A 19612-nucleotide genomic window follows, 5' to 3' on the forward strand; every position below is an offset into this window, starting at 1 on the left:
AGCAAACATGTGATGTTAGCGTTCACGCCCGGGTCCAGAGGATCAGGCGATCGGCCGATTCATGTCGATCTCCCGGCGTGGTTACGGTCCACAACGTACTCGTTGTCCGGACCGAGCTCGGGTTTCCAGCCGGTTCCGTCTGGGCCGGTGCCAACCTCCCCTGGCGCCGACACAGGCTCCTTTCCGCCACGCCGTGGCGGCGTGGCGTCGTGCCTAGGGAACGAGGCGACATGTCATGAGAACGTTCGCGCGCGCCGGGGTCGTCGTGCTCCTCGGGCTGGGTCTCGGCCTGGCCTCGAGCTCGTCGTCACAGGCGGGCGCCAAACCGTCCATCAGCAAGGAAGCGTACGGAAGCGTCGGGGGCCAGGCCGTCGACCGTTACACCCTGAGCAACGGCAAGTTCCGCGTCCGCATCCTCACGTACGGCGGAATTCTGCAGACCGTGGAGACTCCGGACCGGCACGGCCGACTGGCCAACGTCACGCTGGGCTTCGGCACCCTCGGCGGCTATGTCACGTCGAAGAACCCGGCCTACTTCGGCGCACTGATCGGCCGCTACGGCAACCGGATCGCCAAGGGCAAGTTCACCCTCGGCGGTCAGACCTATCAGCTGGCCATCAACAACGACCCCAACTCGCTGCACGGCGGCAACGCCGGCTTCGACAAGCGGGTCTGGACGGCCACCCCGGTCGCGGGCAAGAACACCGTCGCCCTGCGGCTGAGCTACGTCAGCCCGAACGGCGAGGAGGGCTACCCGGGCACGCTGCGGACCACGGTGACCTACACGATCACCAAGGACCGCGGCATTCGGATCGACTACCACGCCACCACTGACAAGGCGACTGTCGTCAACCTCACCAACCACGCCTACTGGAACCTCGGTGGTGAGGGCACCGGTACCATCGACGACCACAAGCTGCAGCTCAGGGCGTCGCGCTACACGCCGGTCGACTCGACGTTGATCCCGACCGGCAAGCTGGCCGCGGTGGCCGGCACGCCCATGGACTTCCGTAAGGCCACGGCCATCGGCGCCCGCAACCGCAGCAGCTTCCAGCAGATCGTGTACGGCCGCGGCTACGACCACAACTGGGTCCTCGACCGCCACGGCAAGGGGCTCGAAGTGGCCGCGCGGGTCAGCGACGCCGCCAGTGGCCGCACCCTGACGATCAGCACGACCGAGCCGGGCATCCAGTTCTACGGCGGCAACTTCCTCGACGGCACGCTCTACGGCACCAGTGGCCGGGCGTACCGCCAGGGTGACGGGCTGGCGCTGGAGACACAGCACTTCCCGGACTCGCCCAACCACGCGAACTTCCCCTCCACCGTCCTCCGTCCCGGGCAGGTTCTGCGGTCCACCACCGTCTATCAATTCGGCACCCGATAGGGGCTTGATATGAACGAAAGAGTCGAGGAGGCCGTCTCCACCCTGGATCTGCCGCGGGCGACGCGGCGCCGGCTGCTGAAGGGCACTGGTCTGTTCAGTGCCTCGCTGGCCGCCGGCGCTCTGCTCAGCGCGTGCAGTGACGACAAGGCCGCGGCGGCCGGGGCCATGGGCAACTTCCCCGAGACCCCGAAGTGGAAGTTCACCTTCGTCAATCACGTGACCACCAACCCCTTCTTCACCCCGACCCAGTACGGGATGGAGGACGCGGCGGCCCTGCTGGGCATCGAGAAGCCGCAGTGGACCGGCTCGCAGAACTCGATCGTGGGCGAGATGGTCAACGCGCTCAACACCGCGATCAGCGCCAAGGTCGACGGCCTGGCCGTGGCCGTGGTCGACAAGGACGCCTTCCGCGCGCCCGTCGACCAGGCGCTGGACGCCGGCATCCCGGTCGTGTCCTACAACGCCGACGGGGCCCGGGGCGATCCGGGCACCAACCGGCTCGCGTACATGGGACAGGGTTTGTACGAATCGGGCTACGAACTGGGCAAACGGGCGCTGGAGACGGTCAGCGGGGGTGAGGTGGCCGGGTTCATCGCCACGCCCGGCGCGCTCAACATCCAGCCGCGCATCGACGGCGCCCAACAGGCGATCAAGGACAGCGGCAAGCCGGTCACGTTCACCCCCGTGGCCACGAACGCCGACGTGACCAAAGGCCTTTCGATCATTGACGCGTACGCCGTCGGGCACCCCGATCTGAGCGGCATGCTCGCCGTGGACGCGGGTTCGACGGCCTCGGTCGGCCAGACCGTGAAGAAGTACGACATGCGGTCGAAGAGCCTGAAGGTGGCCGGCGGTTTCGACCTGATCCCGGAGAGCCTGGCCGGGGTCAAGGACGGCAACCTCGACTACACGATCGACCAGCAGCCGTATCTGCAGGGCTTCCTGCCGGTGCTGGCGCTCTACTTCTACAAGGTGTCGGGCGGGCTGCTCGCGCCCAGCGAGACGAACACCGGGCTGTTGTTCGTCACGAAGGACAACGTGGAGCCGTATCAGAACACGAAGTCGCGCTACGAGGGCTCGACGACGGACAAGGTGCTCGTGCCCCGCACCGGACCGATCGCGCATGGCTGACACCGCGCAGAGGTCGGCGGAGGAAGCGCCGCCGCGCGCCCCGAAACGGGTGCTCGACGCCTTCCTCCGCCGGCGCGAGGCCAGCGTGCTGCTGGTCGCCCTGGCCCTGGTGGTCTATTTCCGGGTGGCCAGCGACGTCTTCCTGAGCCGGGACAATCTGGTCAACATCGCCCAGGCCACGGCGCCCACCGCGATCATCGCCGTGGGCATCGTGCTGCTGCTCGTGGCGGGCGAGATCGACCTGTCGGTGGGCATCGTGGCCGCGTTCGCGCCGTTCCTGCTGCACTTCGCGGTCGACTTCTACCGCGTGCCGGTGCTGCCGGCCTTCGTGCTGGCCCTGGCCGTCTCGGCGTTCATCGGGCTGGTGAACGGTTTCATCGTCACGCAACTGCACGTGCCGTCGTTCGTGGTCACGCTGGGCACGTTCTTCGCCGTGCAGGGGCTGCTGCTGATCACGTCGCACGCGTACCCCGTACCGATCCCGGACCCAGCCAAGGGGACGTTCCAGACCTGGCTCGGGGCCGGACCGTGGGCCAGCATCACGTGGGCCGTGCTGATCGTGGCCGTCTTCCATGTGGTCCTGACCCGTACGCGCTGGGGGTTGCACACGATCTCGGTCGGCGGCAATCCGGTGGGCGCGACCGAGGCCGGCATCCGCGCCTCCCGCATCAAGATCGGCAACTTCATGATCACCAGTTCCCTGGGTGGCCTGGTCGGCATCATGGAGGCGTCCCGGATCAACACGATCGACCCCAACATCGGCGGCGGCACCACGCTGACCTTCTATGCCATCTCGGCCGCGGTCATCGGCGGCACGGCGCTGGCCGGCGGCTCCGGCACCATCGTGGGCGCGCTGCTGGGCGCCCTCGTGCTGGCCGAACTGCAGAACGGGTTCAACCTGATCGGCTACAGCGCCAACACGATCTACCTGATCCTCGGGCTGGCCATCCTGGCCTCGATGATCGCCAACCAGTACCTGTCCCGGTTGCGGCGAGCGGGGAAGTCATGACGACACCGGCCTTGGAAGCGCGGGGCATCGCCAAACGGTTCGGCGCGCTCACCGCCCTGAGCGAGATCAACCTGCATGTCGACCCGGGGGAGGTGCTGGGGCTGATCGGCGACAACGGGGCCGGCAAGTCGACCCTGATCAAGATTCTCTGCGGCTACCACCAGCCCGACTCGGGCCAGATCCTCGTCGCCGGCCAGGAGGTCACGTTCCGCAGCGTCGACCACGCCCGGTCGCTCGGTGTCGACACGGTCTATCAGGACCTGGCCCTGATCAACGAGCTGTCGGTCTACCACAACATGTTCCTCAACCGGGAACTCGTACGGTGGCCGCTGCTGAACAACCGGGCCATGAAGCGCCGGGCCGAGCAGCGCCTCAGGGACATGGGGGTCAATCTGCCCGACGTCGGGGTCGAGGTGGCCAAGCTCAGCGGCGGGCAGCGCCAGGCGATCGCGGTGGCCCGGTCGGTCTATTCCGACGCCCGGGTCCTGCTGCTCGACGAGCCCCTGGCGGCGATGGGGGCCAAGGAGGGCGCGATGATCCTCGATGTGATCCGCGACCTGCGGGAACGCGGCGACGTCTCGGTGATCATCATCGCGCACAACTACGCCCAGGTGCTCGACGTGTGCGACCGAGTCAATCTGTTGCAGCACGGCCGGATCACCTTCGACAAGCGGGCCGCCGACACCTCGCTCGAGGAGCTGACCGAGCTGGTCGTGGCCGACTACCGGAGGCGCCGGTAGCCGGCCACGAGGGGATCTAGCCCTTGATGCCGTGCACCGGGGGAACGGTCAGCGTCCGCGCCTCCGGGGTGCCGCCCAGGATGATCTGGCGCAGCGCCGAGTTGTTGGTGGTGTCCAGCTCGGCCAGCTTCTTCTCGGGGTTGGCCAGCACCTGGATGTAGTACGTGCCGTTGGGCAGGTCGGTCACCTCGAACGACTGGCCCGGCCGGTACTGGCTGTAGGTGTCGCCGTTGCCGATGTCGAGCACCTCACGCACCGCGATGGTGGTGTTGGCGCCGCACGACGTCGACAGGTCGGTGTTCTCGGGCCGCCACTTCGCGCCCGCGATGGTGAAGTCGACAGCGTCCGTGTTGGCCAGGCAGAACGCTTCCTTGCCGCTGCGCACCGAGAGCTTCTGGGTCGAGTCGAGCAGGTTGTACTGCGCGAAGTCGGTGAAGTGCCAGTGCAGGTGGCCCTCCCGGTTGTCCCACTCCATCGTGCCGGCCGGCCGGCTGCCGACCTGATTGCCCTTGGCATCGAAGAAGTACTGGTACGCGTCCATCAGCTCGGTGCCGGTGCGGCGGAACCCGTCGACCAGCAGCGGCGACGTGCCGGCGTTCCACACGGTGGCGCCGAAGTTCACGTACCACTTGCCGTCTTCCTGCTCCAGCGCGATCTCCCACGCGGGCAGCGAGCGCAGGTCGGGACGCGGGCCGCCGGACGGGGCGGCCTTGAGCGGGGTGGGCCGCTTGGCCGGCGCGCGCAGCTCGTTGACGTACGAGGAGACCTGGCGCTTGGCGTCACCCTCGGCGTCGTGGATCGAGTGCTCGTCGGGCGCGGCCGCGGCCTGACCGGCGTCGGCCGCCTTGATCCGGGCCAGGCCGCCCCGGTCGGTGTCGCCCTCGACCACGGTCACGCCGACCTGGGCCGTGCTCTGCGCCTGGGGAATGCCGAAGAGCTTCTGGTAGACGGGGTTCACGGTGGCGGTGGCGGTGTACTGCCCGACCGGCAGGTCGAACGACTCCGCGTCCGGGTCGTACACGGGATAGTCGTCGACCCGGGCGTCCCAGCCGGCCTGCACGCCCCAGACCGCGCCCAGCGTGAACGGGTTGTAGCCGCCGCAGCCCTGCGGGTACGGGTTGGCCGCCGGGGCGTCGGGCCGGGTGCGCGCGGACGAGTACCCGTTGCCGCAGAACGGCGTCTTGTACTCCTTGACCACCGTGCCCGCCGGGTCGGCGATGGAGATGGTGGTGAAGTCCTTGAGACCGTTGAAGTCGGGCACCAGCTCGGCCGGCACCGTGACCTTCGTCTTCTTGCCGTTCTTGACGACGACCCGCTCGGCCTTGATCGGCTTGTCGTAGCCGGTGCGCTTGGCCCAGATCTCCAGCGGGTCCTTGCCCGCGATGACGTGCAGGCCGAGGTCGAGCGACAGGTAGCTCTCGCCGTCGTCTTCGTAGCGCTCGGCGGTCACCTGTCCGGTGGCGGCGACGAGCGACAGCGGGGCCGGGGTTGCGGCGGCCTGGGCCACCCCTACGCCGGCGGCGGTGAGCCCCAGCGCGGCGGCCACGGCGCCGTACGTCATGAGGCGCGAACGCCGGCGGCGCTTCTGCAACGGATCGGACATGGGGTCCTTCCGGTCGGGCGGCCGCCGGGCGGGCGGCCGCTGCCGGACCATCCAAGGGACCCCCCTGTGAGGTTCCTGTGAAATCGACCCCCGTTGGCACGAATCCGTGAGAAATATCCATCCATGGACATGTTTGGTGGCCCGTCCGCATCGGCCGAAAGTTGGATACGGCCGTCCTGGGTGGATGGTCTTGACAACGTTGTCAGCGCGGATCAGGCTGTCGATCTCTGTTCCGGGCGCATCCACCGCGCCCGCTCCCCCTGGAGATACCCATGAAGTGGATCCTGGCCGCTGCCGGGGCTTTGCTCGTGCCGGTGGGACCGGTCGTCGCCGTGTCCCCGGCGTACGCCACCGTCAAACCCGGCAACTTCACCTCGTCCTTCGAGACCACCGACCAGCAACCCGCGACGAGCACTGTGGAGCTCGACCGCGGCCGGCCGGTGCAGGGCAACCTGACCGGCAACTTCCGCGTCGCGCTCCCGGGCAGCCTGCTCGAGCGGGTCAGCGCGGTCACCGCCAGCGCCGAGAACGCGCCCGGCGAGACCGCGGTCAAGCTCACCGACGGCGACAGCTCGACCAAATGGCTGGCCTTCGCCCGTACGGGCTCCGTCACCTACCAGCTGGCCCAGCCCTCGACCGTCGTGAAGTACTCGCTCACCTCGGCCAACGACGCCCCCGGGCGCGACCCCCGGGACTTCACCGTCCAGGGCTCGGCCGACGGTTCGCAGTGGACCGACCTCGACACCCGCACCGGCCAGAGCTTCGCCGGCCGGTTCGCCACCAACACCTACACCTTCACCAACACCACCGCGTACGCGTTCTACCGGCTGAACGTCACGGCCAACTCGGGCGACACGATCGTCCAGCTGGCCGACTGGGACATCAGCGACGGCACGGACACGCGGCCGCCGGCCACCCCGATGGTCAGCGTGGTCGGGGCCGGCCCCACCCGCGGGGCCAACATGCTGCCGGGCGCCGGCTTCACCGGAACGGCCTCGTTGCGGTACGCGGGCGGCGCCGAGGGCAACGGACGGGCGTACGGAACCAACAAGCTTTTCGACGTCAAGATCCCGGTCGGCCCCAAGACGCGGCTGAGCTACAAGATCTTCCCCGAACTGACCGGTGAGAACTTGCAGTACCCGTCGACCTACGCGGCGGTCGACCTGCACTTCACCGACGGCACCTATCTGAGCCGGCGCTCGCCGCTCGACCAGCACGGCTACCCGCTGACCGGTGCCGGGCAGGGCGCTTCGAAGGTGCTGCTGGCCGACGAGTGGAACGCGGTGCGGACCGAGCTGGGCGCGGTCGCCAACGGCAAGACGATCGACCGCATCCTGCTCGCCTACGACAACCCCGGGGCCACGGCGGCCACCCGCTTCCAGGGCTGGCTCGACGACCTGACCATCGTGGGCGCGGCCACGCCGATCGACGGCTCGCGGCTGACCAACTTCGTCGACACCCGGCGCGGCACCAACTCGTCGGGCGGGTTCTCGCGCGGCAACAACCTGCCGATCACCGCGGTGCCCAACGGCTTCAACTTCCTGACCCCGGTCACCAACGCCGGGTCGGATTCCTGGGAGTACGTCTACCAGCGCGACAACAACCCGGCCAACCTGCCGTTGCTGCAGGGCCTGGCGATCTCGCACCAGCCCAGCCCCTGGATGGGTGACCGCAACCGGATGTCGGTCATGCCGGTGCCGTCCGGCGGCACGCCCGGTCCGCTCGCCTTCAGTCACGACGACGAGATCGCGCGGCCCGACCTCTACAGCGTCAAGCTGCAGAACGGCCTGACCGCCCAGATGTCACCGACCGACCACGGCGGCATCCTGCAGTTCGGCTTCCCCGGCCGGCCCACCGGCGCTGTGGCCTTCAGCAACGGCAACTTCAGGTTCGGTACGGACGGAAGTGTCACCGGCTGGGTCGACAACGGCAGTGGGTTGTCGGCCGGGCGTAGCCGCATGTTCTACGCGGGCACGTTCGACCGGGCGCCGACCGGAACCTCGTCCACCGCGGCGACCTTCGACACTGCGGCGAACCCCCAGCTCACGTTGCGGTTCGCCACCTCGTTCCTCTCGGTCGACCAGGCCCGGCGCAACCTCGACCTCGAGGTGACCGGGAAGAGCTTCGACCAGATCCGGGCCGCGGCCACCGCCGCCTGGAAGGACCGGCTGGGCCGGGTCGAGGTGCGCGGCGCGAGCGAGACGCAGCTGGTCACGCTGTACTCGAACCTGTACCGCCTCAACCTCTACCCGAACTCGCAGTCGGAGAACACCGGCACGGCGGCGAAGCCCCGCTGGCAGTACGCGAGCCCGGTGTCCGCCGCGACCGGGGCCTCCACCCCGACGGCGACGGGCGCCAAGATCGTCGACGGTCAGATCTATGTGAACAACGGCTTCTGGGACACGTATCGCACGGTGTGGCCGGCCTACTCGCTGCTCTACCCGGACATCGCGGCCAAGATCGCCGACGGGTTCGTGCAGCAGTACCGCGACGGGGGCTGGATCGCCCGCTGGTCGTCGCCGGGTTACGCCGACCTGATGACGGGCACGAGCGCGAATGTCGCGCTCGCCTCGGCGTACCTCAACGGTGTGAAGTTGCCCGACGCCCAGGGTGCGTACGACGCGTCGGTGAAGGACGCAACGGTCGCCTCCGGGCGCAGCGCCGTCGGTCGCAAGGGCCTCGAGACGTCGCTGTTCCTCGGCTACACGCCGACCAGCACCGGCGAGTCGGTGTCGTGGGCGCTCGAGGGGTTCATCAACGACTACGGCATCGGCAACATGGCGGCCGAGCTGGCCCGCGACCCGTCGACGCCGAAGGCCGAGCGGGAGCAGCTCAAGGACGAGTCGCAGTACTTCCTGCAGCGGGCCCGCAACTACGTCAACCTGTTCGACCCGAAGACCAAGTTCTTCCAGGGCCGGAACGCGGCCGGGACGTTCCTCGACGGTGACCCGCTCGACTGGGGTGGCGTCTACACCGAGACCAACGGGTGGAACTTCGCCTTCACCGCCCAGCAGGACGGTCAGGGCCTGGCCAACCTGTACGGCGGCCGGGCCGCGCTGAAGAAGAAGCTCGACGAGTTCTTCGCCACGCCCGAGAAGGCGGACCGGCCCGGCGGCTACGGCGGCGTCATCCACGAGATGCTGGAGGCCCGGGCCGTGCGGCTGGGTCAGCTCGGCATGAGCAACCAGCCCTCGCACCACATCCCGTACATGTACAACTACGTGGGTGCGCCGTCCAAGACGCAGGCCATCGTGCGCGAGATCCTGCAGCGGCTCTACGTGGGCAGCGAGATCGGGCAGGGCTACCTGGGCGACGAGGACAACGGCGAGATGTCGGCCTGGAACATCCTGAGCTCGCTCGGGCTGTACCCGCTGCAGGTCGGCTCGGACCAGTGGGCCGTCGGCTCGCCGCAGTTCACCCAGATGACGGTGCACCGCAAGAACGGCGACATCGTGGTCAAGGCACCTGACAACAGCACCAAGAACGTGTACGTGCAGGGCCTGAAAGTGAACGGCCGCGCGCACTCCTCGCTGTCGGTGGATTCGTCCGCGCTGGTTCGCGGCGGCACGCTCGAGTTCAAGATGGGCCCGTCGCCGTCGTCGTGGGGCACCCCGCCGTCCTCCTTGACGACGGGCTCCTCCGCGCCGAAGCCGTTGCAGGACATCACCGGGCCGGGACTGGGCACCGCGTCGGCCGACAAGTTGTTCGACGACTCGTCGTCCACGCAGGTGACGTTCGCCGACGGCACCCCGGCCATCACCTGGGCCAACCGGGGCGGCAAGCAGGCGCCGACCTGGTACACGCTCACCTCGGGGGCGGCCGCGGGCGACCCGGCCGACTGGAAGCTGCAGGGTTCCCGCGACGGGATCACCTGGAGCACGCTCGACTCCCGCCGGGGCGAGGTGTTCACCTGGCGTAACCAGACCCGGCCGTTCAAGATCGACCGGCCCGGCCGGTTCACCCGGTTCCGCGTGGTCGTCAGCAAGACTGCCGGTTCGACGCAGGCCAATCTGGCCGAGGTCGAGCTGCTGGCCGGCGGGGACGTCCAGCTCGGGGGAGGCGCGGTCACGGTGACCGGTGCTGATCTTCCGGCGCTTTCCGGCGTTGCTCTTGCGGCGCCGTTGGCGACTGTCACCGGGGGCGCGGCTGCCTCGTACCAGGCGACCATCGACTGGGGCGACGGCACGCCGGTCACCACGGGCACGACGGCGCTGGGGTCGCGGGCGGTCTACAACGTGAGCGGCTCGCACACGTACGCCCAGCCCGGCCACTACCAGGCGGCGGTGACCGTCACCGACGGGACCAGCCAGGACTCGGCCACGGTCGGGATCGACGTGGCCTACGCGCCGGCCGGCGGCCTGCTCGCCTCGTTCGACAACACGTGCATCGGCGACGACGGGGTGCGCGCGGCCGACTGCGATGCCAAGTCGTGGGCGTACTCGCGACAGGCGCTGGCCACGGCCGGTGTCACGCCTGGTCAGCCGGTGGACGTGCCGGGCACGGCGCTGAAGTTCACGCTGCCGGTGGTCCCGGCCGGACAGCCCGACAACGCGACCGGCAGCGGACAGACGATCAAGCTCGATCTGCCCTCGGATGTTCGGACCATCTCGTTCATCGGGGCCGGCACGCAGGGCAACCAGAGCACGAACGGCACGGCCCGGTTCAGCGACGGCAGCACGGCCACGATCCCGATCCAGCTGAGCGACTGGACGCTCGGAGGCAACCCCAACGGCACCCCGTCGTACGGGAACGTGGTGGTCGCCCGGACGCCGTACCGCCTGCTCGGCACCAACCGGGACAGCGCGCAGCCGTTCCTGTTCGCCACCGCGCCGTACGAAATTCCGGCGGGCAAGACGCTGACCGCGGTGACCCTGCCGGCCCAGAGCGGCGACCCCGCCTCGGCCGGGCGGATCCACGTGTTCGCGGTGGCCGACGACGGCACGCCCCGGCCGCCGCTGGAACTGACGGCCGGTGCCGACCGGACGGCCACGGCGGGACAGGAGGCCACGGTCGCGCTCGGATCCTCGGCGGCCGGGGTGAACGCCCGCGTGCAGTGGGGCGACGGCACGGTTCCGCAGGACGCGACGGTCGACGCGGCCGGGGTGATCAGCGGGAAGCACACGTACGCGCAGCCGGGCACCTACAAGGTGCACGTCACGGCATGGGATGCGGTTTCCAGCCGTACGGCGACGTCGACCGTGACGGTCGGGCCGGCCACCGCGTCGACGGCCGTGACGACCACCGTCCCGTCGGTGGAGCGCCCCGCTCCGCCGGCGTTCCACCCCCAGGTGAGCCTCTCGGTCACTTCGGGTCCCCGCGGCACGGCCATCACGGTCGACGGCACGGGCTTCGCCCCGAACGAGACGGTCAGCGGCGTCCTGGCCGGCCAGGAGGTGCCCGCCCTGCAGGCCAACGCCGACGGCATCATCACCGACGCCGTCGTCAGCGTGCCCGGCGCGGCCGCCGCGGGAACGGTCGCCATCACCCTGACCGGCGCTGACTCGGCCACAAAGGTCGAGCTGCCGTTCACCGTCACCGAGCACAACTGAGAAAACGCCCCCGTCGGCCCGCCAGCCGGCGGGGGCCCTCAGCGCAACGGGCGCCAACGCGTTACTCACCCCCCACACCGGCCGTCCCGGCCTTCTCACAGCCGGGGCGGCCGGTGCTCATTTCATCCGCCGCACCGACCTCTGCCTGCTCGTGGCCGGGATGGCCGGTGCTCATCGGCGGGAGTGGCTGATGTCGGCGAGAATTCCGGTATGAAGAAGCGCAGCCGTCTGTCCCTGCCGCTCGCCGTCGCTGTCCTGGCCGGTCTGCTCAGCGCCGGATGCACGATCCGGGACGCGATCTGCCGGTCGGAGGAGTACCCGGTCGCGGCGGTCGACAGCACCACCGGGCGGGCCTGCGTGGCCGACGGCGAGGAGCCGCCGACCGGGTTCGTGCGCTTCCCCGAGGGCAAGGAACCGAAGCACGTCGACGACGAGTGGGACGTCTACTGGCGCAACCACAAACTCGACGAGCGCGGCGTCGAAATGGCCTGAGCCATGTCCCCCGTTCGGGGATAGCGCGGCGCAGCCCCGCGGGCCAAGGTGACAAGCATGGGGCGACCCGACGTCTTCATCAGCTACGCCGGCGCCGACCGGCCGTGGGCCGAGTGGGCGGCGCAGGAACTGGTCCGGACCGGCTTTGTGGTCGAGATCGCGGCCTGGGACTGGGCCGCGGGCGACAACTTCGTCCTGCGGATGAGCGACGCCGTGGCCGGGGCCGAGCGGATCCTGATGCTGTGCAACGCGTTGTTCGGGCTGGGGGACTTCGCGGCGGCCCGGGAGATCTGCGAGGACGTCCTGGCCCGCCGGCGCCGTGTTCTCGGTGAGGACCATCCGGACTGCTTGACTTCGGCCAACAACCTGCTGAACGTGCTCTTCATGCTGGGCGAGCGCGAACAGGGACGAACGGTCGGCGAGCAGACGCTGGACCACCACCGGCGGATCCTCGGCGATGACCACCCGGACACCCTGACCACGGAGGCGAATCTGGCCGAGGGACTGTCGATGTCGGGCGAGAACGATCGGGCGCGTGCCCTGGCCGAAGACGCACTGGAGCGGCGACGGCGGGTACTCGGTCCGGATCACCCCGACACGGTCGCCACGGCGGAGTTGCTCGCCGCGATTCGGCAACAGCCCTGAGGAACAACTACGCCGCTCGGCGAAGCCGTGAACGGCCGTCCAGGTCCGGCCCGGATGCCCATCACCTCGGATGTCTCCGCCGGTCAATCACTCCGGGACCCGATCGGCGGGCATCGGCGCACGAGGATGGATCCCATGTTTCTGCCTATAGGGGACTGTGGATTAATCTGTGGATCACCTATCGGGGAGAGATGCATGAGACTCATGAAGCTGGCCGTCGCGACCACCGTCGTCATCGCCGCTGTCGCGGGTTGCGCCAAGGAGGACACCGGTGGCACCACCGAGAGCGGCGTCGCGCTGATCAAAGCGGGCACCCTGACCACCTGCACCCACCTGCCCTACGCGCCCTTCCAGTCCAAGGACGACAGCGGCAAGGTCGTCGGCTTCGACGTCGCGCTCATCGACCTCGTCGCCACCAAGCTCCAGGTCACCCAGGCCATCGTGGACACGCCGTTCGAGGGCATCAAGTCGGGCGCCGACCTCAACTCCGGCAAGTGCGATGTGGCCGCGGCCGGGATGACCATCACCGACGAGCGCAAGAAGGTCCTCGACTTCTCCGACCCGTACTTCGACGCCACCCAGGCCTTGGCCACGCCGACCGGCAAAGAGGTCAAGACGCTCGAGGAGCTCGTCGGCCGGCGGCTCGGCGTGCAGGGCGGCACCACCGGCGAGGACTACATCAAGACCCAGGTGAAAGAGAAGAACCTGAAGATCGAGGTCGTCTCGTACAAGGATCTGGCCGCCCTGCAGCAGGCGCTGGCCACCAACCAGGTCGTCGCCGCCGTCAACGACCTGCCCGTGTGGAACGAGTACATCAAGGCGAACCCGGGCAAGGTCGCCGTCGCGGCCGGCTTCGACACCGGCGAGCAGTACGGGTTCGCCGTCAAGAAGGGCAACGCGGCGCTGCTGAAAGAGGTCAACGCGGCCATCGCCGCGGCGAAGAGCGACGGAACGTACGACAAGATCTACGCGGAATGGATCGGCGAGAAGCCGGCGGCATGACACTGACACCTCGCCGGCGGCGCCGGATCATCCGCGTCGCCGGCTACGTCGTCTTCGCGCTGGCGATCGTCGGGTTCATCGCCGCCGCGGACTGGGGCCGGCTGTCCGACGCGTTCTTCCGGTCGGACGTCGCGGGCAGCATGTTCCCCGAGGCGATCACCGTCGCGCTGCGCAACACCATCCTGTACACGCTGCTGGCGTTCGTTTTCGGGCTGACGCTCGGGCTGGTGCTCGCGTTGATGCGGCTGTCGTCGATCCTGCCCTACCGGTGGTTCGCCACGGCGTACATCGAATTGTTCCGGGGTCTGCCCTCGCTGCTCGTGCTGTTCATGGTCGGCTACGGCGTCCCCCTCGCCTTCCCCGACCGCGAGATCCCGGGCGGCGTGTACGGCTCGGTCACCGTCGGCCTCGGGCTGACCGCGGCCGCGTACATGGCCGAGACGATCCGCGCCGGCATCCAGGCCGTCCCCAAGGGCCAATTAGAAGCGGCCCGTACGCTCGGCATGTCCCACCCCCGGGCCATGATCTCGATCGTCCTGCCGCAGGCGTTCCGCATCGTCATCCCGCCCCTGACCAACGAGATCATCCTGCTCACCAAGGACACCTCCCTGGTGTACGTGCTGGGGGTGACCTCGACGACGATCGAGCTCACCAAGTTCGCCGGGGACACGCTCAACACCAAGGTCAACCCGACCCCGCTCGTGGTGGCCGGACTGCTCTACCTGGTGATCACCCTGCCCCTGTCACAACTGGTGCGCGGGCTGGAGCGCCGGGCCGCGAGGGAGAGGTGACCGGCATGCCGGCGATCGAGATCGAGGCGCTGCACAAGTCGTTCGGCCGCCTGGAGGTGCTGCGCGGCATCGACCTGACCGTGGAGCCGGGCGAGGTCGTCTGCGTCATCGGCCCGTCCGGTTCGGGCAAGTCGACGCTGCTGCGCTGCGTGAACCTGCTCGAGGAACCGACCAGCGGCACCATCCGGCTGGCCGGGGTCGAGGTCACCGACCCGGACTGTGACATCGACGCCGTACGCAAGGGTGTGGGCATGGTGTTTCAGCAGTTCAACCTGTTCGGGCACCTGACCGTCCGCGAGAACGTCACCATCGCCCAGCGCCGGGTGCTCAAGCGCAGCCGGGCCGAGGCTGACCGGATCGCGACCGAGAACCTCGACCGGGTCGGCCTGGCCGACAAGGCCGCGGCCTATCCGGCCCAGCTCTCCGGCGGTCAGCAGCAGCGGGTCGCCATCGCCCGCTCGCTGGCCATGGAACCGCAGCTCATGCTGTTCGACGAGCCGACCAGCGCGCTCGACCCGGAACTGGTGGGCGAGGTGCTGGCGGTCATGCGCGGCCTGGTCGCCGACGGCATGACCATGCTCGTGGTCACGCACGAGATGGCCTTCGCCCGCGAGGTCGCCTCCCGCGTCGTCTTCATGGACGACGGCTTGATCGTCGAACAGGGCCCGCCGGCCGAGCTGTTCGGCCAGCCCCGCGAGGAGCGCACGCGCGCCTTCCTGCACCGCGTCCTCGAGCCGACCCAGGTCAGCGAGTCCGAGATCGGCGCCCACCTCACGGACTGAGCAGCCGCACCGGGTCGCCGCAATGGCGGCCCGGCGCCGGTCGCAGTACTGCACTCGGTCTGCCCCTCGGCCAAGGTCACCGTCTCGTCGAGCGCGGCCTACTGCCCTGATCAGCTCCACGATCGCCACATGGCTTGACCTTGACACAGTGACAAGGTCTTCACTGGGGTCATGGCACTCGACGCGACCGAATCCTCGACACGACTTCAAGCGGCGCTGGCGGCCGGCTCGCGGGCCGATCCCGGGATGCTCGAGGCGCTGGTCGAGCGGTGTGCGGTCGAGCCCGACTTCTTCGTGCGGGACATGCTCACCTGGGCGCTGACCCGGCTGCCGGCCGCGCTCACGGTGCCCCGGCTCGTGGCCGAACTGCGATCGCCGATCGCGCAGGCGCGCAGCCAGGCGTTGCATACGCTGTCGAAGATCGGGGACGAGAGGGCGTGGCCGGCGATCACGCGGTCGCTGCTGCGGGAAGCTGACGACGAGGTCGCGCGGGCGGCCTGGCGTACGGCGGTGGTGCTGGCCCCGGACGGTGACAAGGAGGGGCTGGCGGTGGAACTGGCTACGCAACTGGGTCGCGGTGACCGGACCGTTCAGCTGAGCCTGAGCCGCGCGCTGGTCGCTCTCGGGGATGTGGTCGAACCAGCGCTGCGGGACGCGACGGGCAGTGCCGACCCGGCGGTGGCGGCCCATGCCCGGGCCACCGAGACCCTGCTGCGCGACCCGGAGGCGGGGTTCGACTTCGCCGTGGCCGAGGCCACCCGGGTGGTGGCGCTGGGGCCGGACAAGTGCTGATCGGCGACGTCGCCCGGCGGTCGGGGGTCAGCACCCGGATGCTGCGGCACTACGACCGGCTCGGGCTGGTGCGCCCGACCGGTCGTACCGTCGGCAACTATCGCGAGTACTCGGCCGAGGACATCCGCCGGATCTTCCACGTGGAGAGCCTGCGGTCGCTCGGGCTGTCGCTGAAGCAGATCGGTTCCGCTCTGGAGGATCCGGGCTTTACGCCGGCCGCGTTGGTGAGCGACCTCATCCGGTGGACCGAGGAGCGGCTGGAGCGGGAGCAGGAACTGCTGCAACGGCTGCGGGCGGTGGAGGCCACGGCTCCGGCGGACTGGCCGGACGTGCTGCGGATCGTCGAGCTGATGCACGGGCTCGACTCGCTTGACGCCGCGCGGCGGCAGCAGGCGGTGCTGGCCCCGGCCGACGATGTGCCGGTGCCGGTCGAGTTGCTGGCGGGGGCGGTGCTGGCCGAGGCCGACACCAATGTGGCGGGGGCGCTGCGGTGGGCGCTCGCGCGGGCGGGCGATGACGGACTCGACAGTCTGACTGTCGGACTGCGTTCGGATGATGTGAACATCCGGCGGCGGGCGGTGCTGGCGATCGCCGGGCTTTCCGGCTCGTCGTCGGCCGTGCTGGCCGGCGCCCTGGGGGACGAGGATGCGGTCGTACGCCGAAATGCTGCCCTGGCCTTGGGCCGGCGCGGTGTGAGCTCGGCCGTGCCGGTGCTCGTCGACATGGTGGTTTCCGGAGCCAACGACGTGGACGCAGGGGAGGTGCTGGGCGCCTTGGCCGCTGATGCTTCCGTGGGGCGGCGGATCCTGGCCGATTATGTCGACGCGCTGGCCGCGCCCACGGCGGACACCGCGGTGCGGATCCGGCTGACTCAGGCCCTGGTGGAGATGCCGGGGCCGGCCGCGCAGGACGTGCTGCGACGGCTGGCCCACGACGATGATCGGTCGGTCGCCCTGGTGGCTTCCGCTTTTGTTTCGCTGGCTACGGGTACTGAGCGTCGAGCAGACCGTTGATGTATTTCTCGATGTTCGGGTAGCCGGTCTGGTCGAAGTCGCCGTTGGCGTCGTTGGTGGACGGGTTCAGGCCGTATTTCGTTTCCCAGGCGTCGGGCAGGCCGTCGCCGCGGCCGCCGGTGGCCGCCGCGCCGAAGCCGACCGCGCTGGGGAACGCTTTTACGGGGCCACTCGGCGGCGTCGTTGTCGGTGGTGGCGTGGACGGCGGTGGTGTTGTCGCAGGCGGTGTGGTCGGCGTTGGTGGCCACGACCGCGCCCGAGGTGGGGGTTGGCGGTGAAGCCCCAGCGTGATTCCCCGCGCCGCCCTCGGCCTCATGTTCCTCCGGGGTGAGCAGAGCGCACCCGGTGACTGGTCGTTCCTCTGGTTGTTGGGCGCCGCCTTCGTCCTCGGCGCAGCGGCCACGGCGGTCCTCTCCGTCCGCGCCGTTCTCTGGTACGCGCTGGTCTGGGCCGGGTTCGCCGCCGCGGGCGCCCTGCTGGGTGGCCTCGGCCTGCTGGTCGACCTGGCCGAGGACTTCCCGGTGCCGATCGCGCTGGCCGGTTTCGCAGTCACTGGCGCCGCCCTGGTCGGAGCACTGCTGCTGGCCGTGAACGCCCGCCCGTGGACGGCCCTGATCGTGCTCACCGCGGCCGCCGCCGTCGGCGGACTGTCCGCCGTACTCGCACTGGAGGAGGCCTACCTCGACCTGACGGCCCGCCAGAACCTCATCGTGGCCGTCGCCGGCACGACCCTCGCCGGCGGCGGCGGACTCGCGCTGCTCACCCTGGCCCCGATCACCGCCGCGCACGCCTCGGACTGGTCGATCCTCCAGCGCCTCGCGGCCGGCGGCCTCTTCGTGGGCCTCGGCGGCGCCGCCCTCTATCTGCCCGGCGTCGTCGTGCATCTGTGGCGCGAATCCCGCTGAGCCGCCCGGTTTAGGTAGATGTCATCTACGTAGATGGCATCTACCTTGTTGCGGCGGTCAGCGGCCGGTGGCGCCGTCGATCTGCTCGCGGAGGATGTCGGCGTGGCCGGCGTGGCGGGCTGTCTCTTCGATCATGTGGGTCAGGGTCCAGCGCATGGTGGGGGCTACGCCCCGGCCGCCGGGGTGGGGGGCTGGTCGGGAGAGGTCGGTGTAGGTGTCGATGACCTTGTTCGACTCCTGGATGGTTTCTCGGTAGTCGGCCAGTAGTTGGTCGAGGGTCTCGGTTTTGGTGGGTTTCAGGGTTCGGCGCAGGTTGGTGATCGGGCGGTCCAGGAAGTAGAAGCCCTCCACGTGGGTCAGGTGTTTGATCAGGCCCAGCACGTTGGTGCCGGAGGGGACGCCGGGGGTGCGGACCTGGGGTTCGGGCACTCCTTCGGCCTTGGCCGCGATCGCCTCGCGCAAGTAGTTGAGGAAGCCGAGCAGGGTCGCCTTCTCGTCGGGGTCGGTCCAGGGCGGGCCGGTGTCCCTCATGCGGCGGCCCTCCGAATGATCAGCACGTTGTCGGTGACCTGGGCCGTCCGGCCGCCGGGGCCGGTGGCTTCGCGCTGCGGCCGGTCGGCTCGGGCTACTGCGAACTGGGCTGGGTCCAGGGCCAGTTCGGCGGCGACCTCGGTGGGGGTGGGGAAGTGCGTGTCGGGGTCCTGGTTCCACGACCAGGGGGCGATCGAGCCGTGATCGACCACCAGCAGCCGGCCGCCGGGGTGCAAGGCGTGGGCCGCGGTGCGCAGCACCTGGGCGCGGTCGAGGGGGAGCGGGGTCTGGAAGTACTGGGCCGAGATCAGGTCGAACGTGCCGGACGGGAAGGTCTGCGCCAGGTCGTGCTGCTCGGCCGTGATCGGGAGGCCGTGGCCTCGTACTTTATCGACGGCGGTGGGAGAGATGTCGACCGCGGTGACCTGCCAGCCGCGGCGGGCGAGCCAGACCGCGTCGCCACCGGCGCCGCAGCCCAGGTCGAGCGCGGTCCCGGGGGTCAGCGGGGAGGCCACCTCGACCAGCAGCGGGTTGGCGCGGCCACCCCAGGCTTGGTGGGCGCGGTACTGCTTCTCCCAGAATTCTTCGGCTGTCATGGGGCCAGCGTCGCCGCTCCGCTTCCGAGGTTGCAAGAAAAGTTGCGGATCCGCACGATGGGAGGATGGGGAAAGTTGAGGAGGACGTGCTGGCGGGGGTCGGTTCGCGCCTGCACGCGCTGCGGCGGGCCCGCGGCACCACGCTGGCCGACCTGGCCGCCGAGACGGGGCTGACCGCGAGCACGTTGTCGCGGCTCGAGAACGGGAAGCTGCGGCCGACCCTGGAGCAGCTGCTGCCGCTGGCCCGGGCGCACGGGGTGCCGCTCGACGACCTGGTGGCGGCGCCGCCGACCGGCGACCCGCGGATCCATCTGCGGCCGATGCGGCGGTTCGGGCTGACGATCGTGCCGCTGACCCGGCGCGCGGGCGGGGTGCAGGCCTACAAGGTGGTCTATCCGCCGGCCGGGCGGGCGGCCACGACCGAGATGCAGAGCCACGACGGGTACGAGTGGTTCTACGTGCTCAATGGGCACGTCCGGTTCCGGCTGGGCGAGCAGGAGTACGAGCTCGGCCCGGGCGAGGCGGCCGAGTTCGACACCCGTACGCCGCATTGGATCGGCAGTGCCGACGCCCAGCCGGCCGAACTGCTGACCCTGTTCGGCGTGCAGGGCGAGCGCGCACATCTCTCCGCGCTCGCCCCCTGAGCG

The 19612-nt window shown here is 69.7% G+C and carries 18 protein-coding genes; 14 read left to right on the forward strand and 4 right to left on the reverse strand.

Features of this window, described 5'->3' with window-relative positions:
• The first annotated feature begins 235 nt into the window (after nt 1-235).
• From M1L60_RS13775 to M1L60_RS13790, 4 genes are read left to right on the forward strand one after another with little or no spacing between them, the layout of a single operon-like run.
• The gene (locus M1L60_RS13775) at nt 236-1384 is read left to right on the forward strand and encodes an aldose epimerase family protein (RefSeq protein WP_253237782.1); all 1149 of its coding nucleotides are present in this window, start codon (nt 236-238) and stop codon (nt 1382-1384) included.
• A gap of 9 nt (nt 1385-1393) precedes the next feature.
• Nucleotides 1394-2515 (forward strand): sugar ABC transporter substrate-binding protein, encoded by a 1122-nt coding sequence (locus tag M1L60_RS13780; RefSeq protein WP_253237783.1) that lies wholly within the window; start codon nt 1394-1396, stop codon nt 2513-2515.
• Entirely contained in the window at nt 2508-3524 is a 1017-nt protein-coding gene (locus M1L60_RS13785; RefSeq protein ID WP_253237784.1) for an ABC transporter permease, read from the forward strand. The genes M1L60_RS13780 and M1L60_RS13785 overlap by 8 nt, the downstream gene beginning before the upstream one ends.
• Nucleotides 3521-4264: an ATP-binding cassette domain-containing protein gene (locus M1L60_RS13790; RefSeq protein WP_253237785.1), complete on the forward strand. Its 744-nt coding sequence runs from the start codon at nt 3521-3523 to the stop codon at nt 4262-4264. Before M1L60_RS13785 ends, M1L60_RS13790 begins: the two co-directional genes overlap by 4 nt.
• Nucleotides 4265-4280: 16 nt before the next feature.
• On the opposite strand, the gene M1L60_RS13795 is transcribed toward M1L60_RS13790, so the two are convergent.
• Nucleotides 4281-5867 (reverse strand): lysyl oxidase family protein, encoded by a 1587-nt coding sequence (locus M1L60_RS13795; protein WP_253237786.1) that lies wholly within the window; start codon nt 5865-5867, stop codon nt 4281-4283.
• Between the two features lie 272 nt (nt 5868-6139).
• Here M1L60_RS13795 and M1L60_RS13800 point away from each other — a divergent pair, with 272 nt between their 5' ends.
• The 8 genes from M1L60_RS13800 (at nt 6140) to M1L60_RS13835 (ending at nt 16933) form a co-directional block, all read left to right on the forward strand.
• Nucleotides 6140-11416 carry a GH92 family glycosyl hydrolase gene (locus tag M1L60_RS13800; RefSeq protein ID WP_253237787.1) on the forward strand — a complete coding sequence of 1759 codons (5277 nt, stop codon included), beginning with the start codon at nt 6140-6142 and terminating at the stop codon, nt 11414-11416.
• A gap of 210 nt (nt 11417-11626) precedes the next feature.
• Nucleotides 11627-11908, forward strand: coding sequence for an SCO0607 family lipoprotein (locus tag M1L60_RS13805; protein ID WP_253237788.1), 282 nt, complete (start codon nt 11627-11629; stop codon nt 11906-11908).
• A 57-nt stretch (nt 11909-11965) separates the two neighbouring features.
• Complete coding sequence (locus tag M1L60_RS13810; RefSeq protein WP_253237789.1) at nt 11966-12553, forward strand: toll/interleukin-1 receptor domain-containing protein; 588 nt, start codon at nt 11966-11968, stop codon at nt 12551-12553.
• A 195-nt stretch (nt 12554-12748) separates the two neighbouring features.
• Entirely contained in the window at nt 12749-13555 is an 807-nt protein-coding gene (locus M1L60_RS13815; RefSeq protein WP_253237790.1) for a transporter substrate-binding domain-containing protein, read from the forward strand.
• The gene (locus M1L60_RS13820) at nt 13552-14346 is read left to right on the forward strand and encodes an amino acid ABC transporter permease (RefSeq protein ID WP_253237791.1); all 795 of its coding nucleotides are present in this window, start codon (nt 13552-13554) and stop codon (nt 14344-14346) included. Before M1L60_RS13815 ends, M1L60_RS13820 begins: the two co-directional genes overlap by 4 nt.
• Before the next feature lie 5 nt (nt 14347-14351).
• Entirely contained in the window at nt 14352-15128 is a 777-nt protein-coding gene (locus M1L60_RS13825) for an amino acid ABC transporter ATP-binding protein (protein ID WP_253237792.1), read from the forward strand.
• A 171-nt stretch (nt 15129-15299) separates the two neighbouring features.
• Complete coding sequence (locus M1L60_RS13830; protein ID WP_253237793.1) at nt 15300-15920, forward strand: HEAT repeat domain-containing protein; 621 nt, start codon at nt 15300-15302, stop codon at nt 15918-15920.
• Entirely contained in the window at nt 15914-16933 is a 1020-nt protein-coding gene (locus M1L60_RS13835; protein ID WP_253237794.1) for a MerR family transcriptional regulator, read from the forward strand. Before M1L60_RS13830 ends, M1L60_RS13835 begins: the two co-directional genes overlap by 7 nt.
• Here the strand turns inward: M1L60_RS13835 and M1L60_RS13840 are convergent.
• Nucleotides 16902-17249, reverse strand: a complete 348-nt coding sequence (locus tag M1L60_RS13840) for a hypothetical protein (protein ID WP_253237795.1) — start codon at nt 17247-17249, stop codon at nt 16902-16904. The two genes, M1L60_RS13835 and M1L60_RS13840, sit on opposite strands and share 32 nt — an antisense overlap.
• Here M1L60_RS13840 and M1L60_RS13845 point away from each other — a divergent pair.
• Nucleotides 17248-17838: a hypothetical protein gene (locus M1L60_RS13845; RefSeq protein WP_253237796.1), complete on the forward strand. Its 591-nt coding sequence runs from the start codon at nt 17248-17250 to the stop codon at nt 17836-17838. The genes M1L60_RS13840 and M1L60_RS13845 overlap by 2 nt on opposite strands.
• 57 nt (nt 17839-17895) lie before the next feature.
• Here M1L60_RS13845 and M1L60_RS13850 read toward each other — a convergent pair whose 3' ends face one another.
• Complete coding sequence (locus M1L60_RS13850; RefSeq protein ID WP_253237797.1) at nt 17896-18369, reverse strand: DinB family protein; 474 nt, start codon at nt 18367-18369, stop codon at nt 17896-17898.
• The gene (locus M1L60_RS13855) at nt 18366-18965 is read right to left on the reverse strand and encodes a class I SAM-dependent methyltransferase (RefSeq protein ID WP_253237798.1); all 600 of its coding nucleotides are present in this window, start codon (nt 18963-18965) and stop codon (nt 18366-18368) included. The genes M1L60_RS13850 and M1L60_RS13855 overlap by 4 nt, the downstream gene beginning before the upstream one ends.
• A gap of 65 nt (nt 18966-19030) precedes the next feature.
• On the opposite strand from M1L60_RS13855, the gene M1L60_RS13860 reads away from it, so the two are divergent.
• The gene (locus M1L60_RS13860) at nt 19031-19609 is read left to right on the forward strand and encodes a helix-turn-helix domain-containing protein (protein ID WP_253237799.1); all 579 of its coding nucleotides are present in this window, start codon (nt 19031-19033) and stop codon (nt 19607-19609) included.
• Nucleotides 19610-19612: the final 3 nt, after the last annotated feature.

This window comes from Paractinoplanes aksuensis (assembly GCF_024137025.1).
In the GTDB taxonomy this organism is placed as follows: Bacteria; Actinomycetota; Actinomycetes; order Mycobacteriales; family Micromonosporaceae; genus Actinoplanes; species Actinoplanes aksuensis.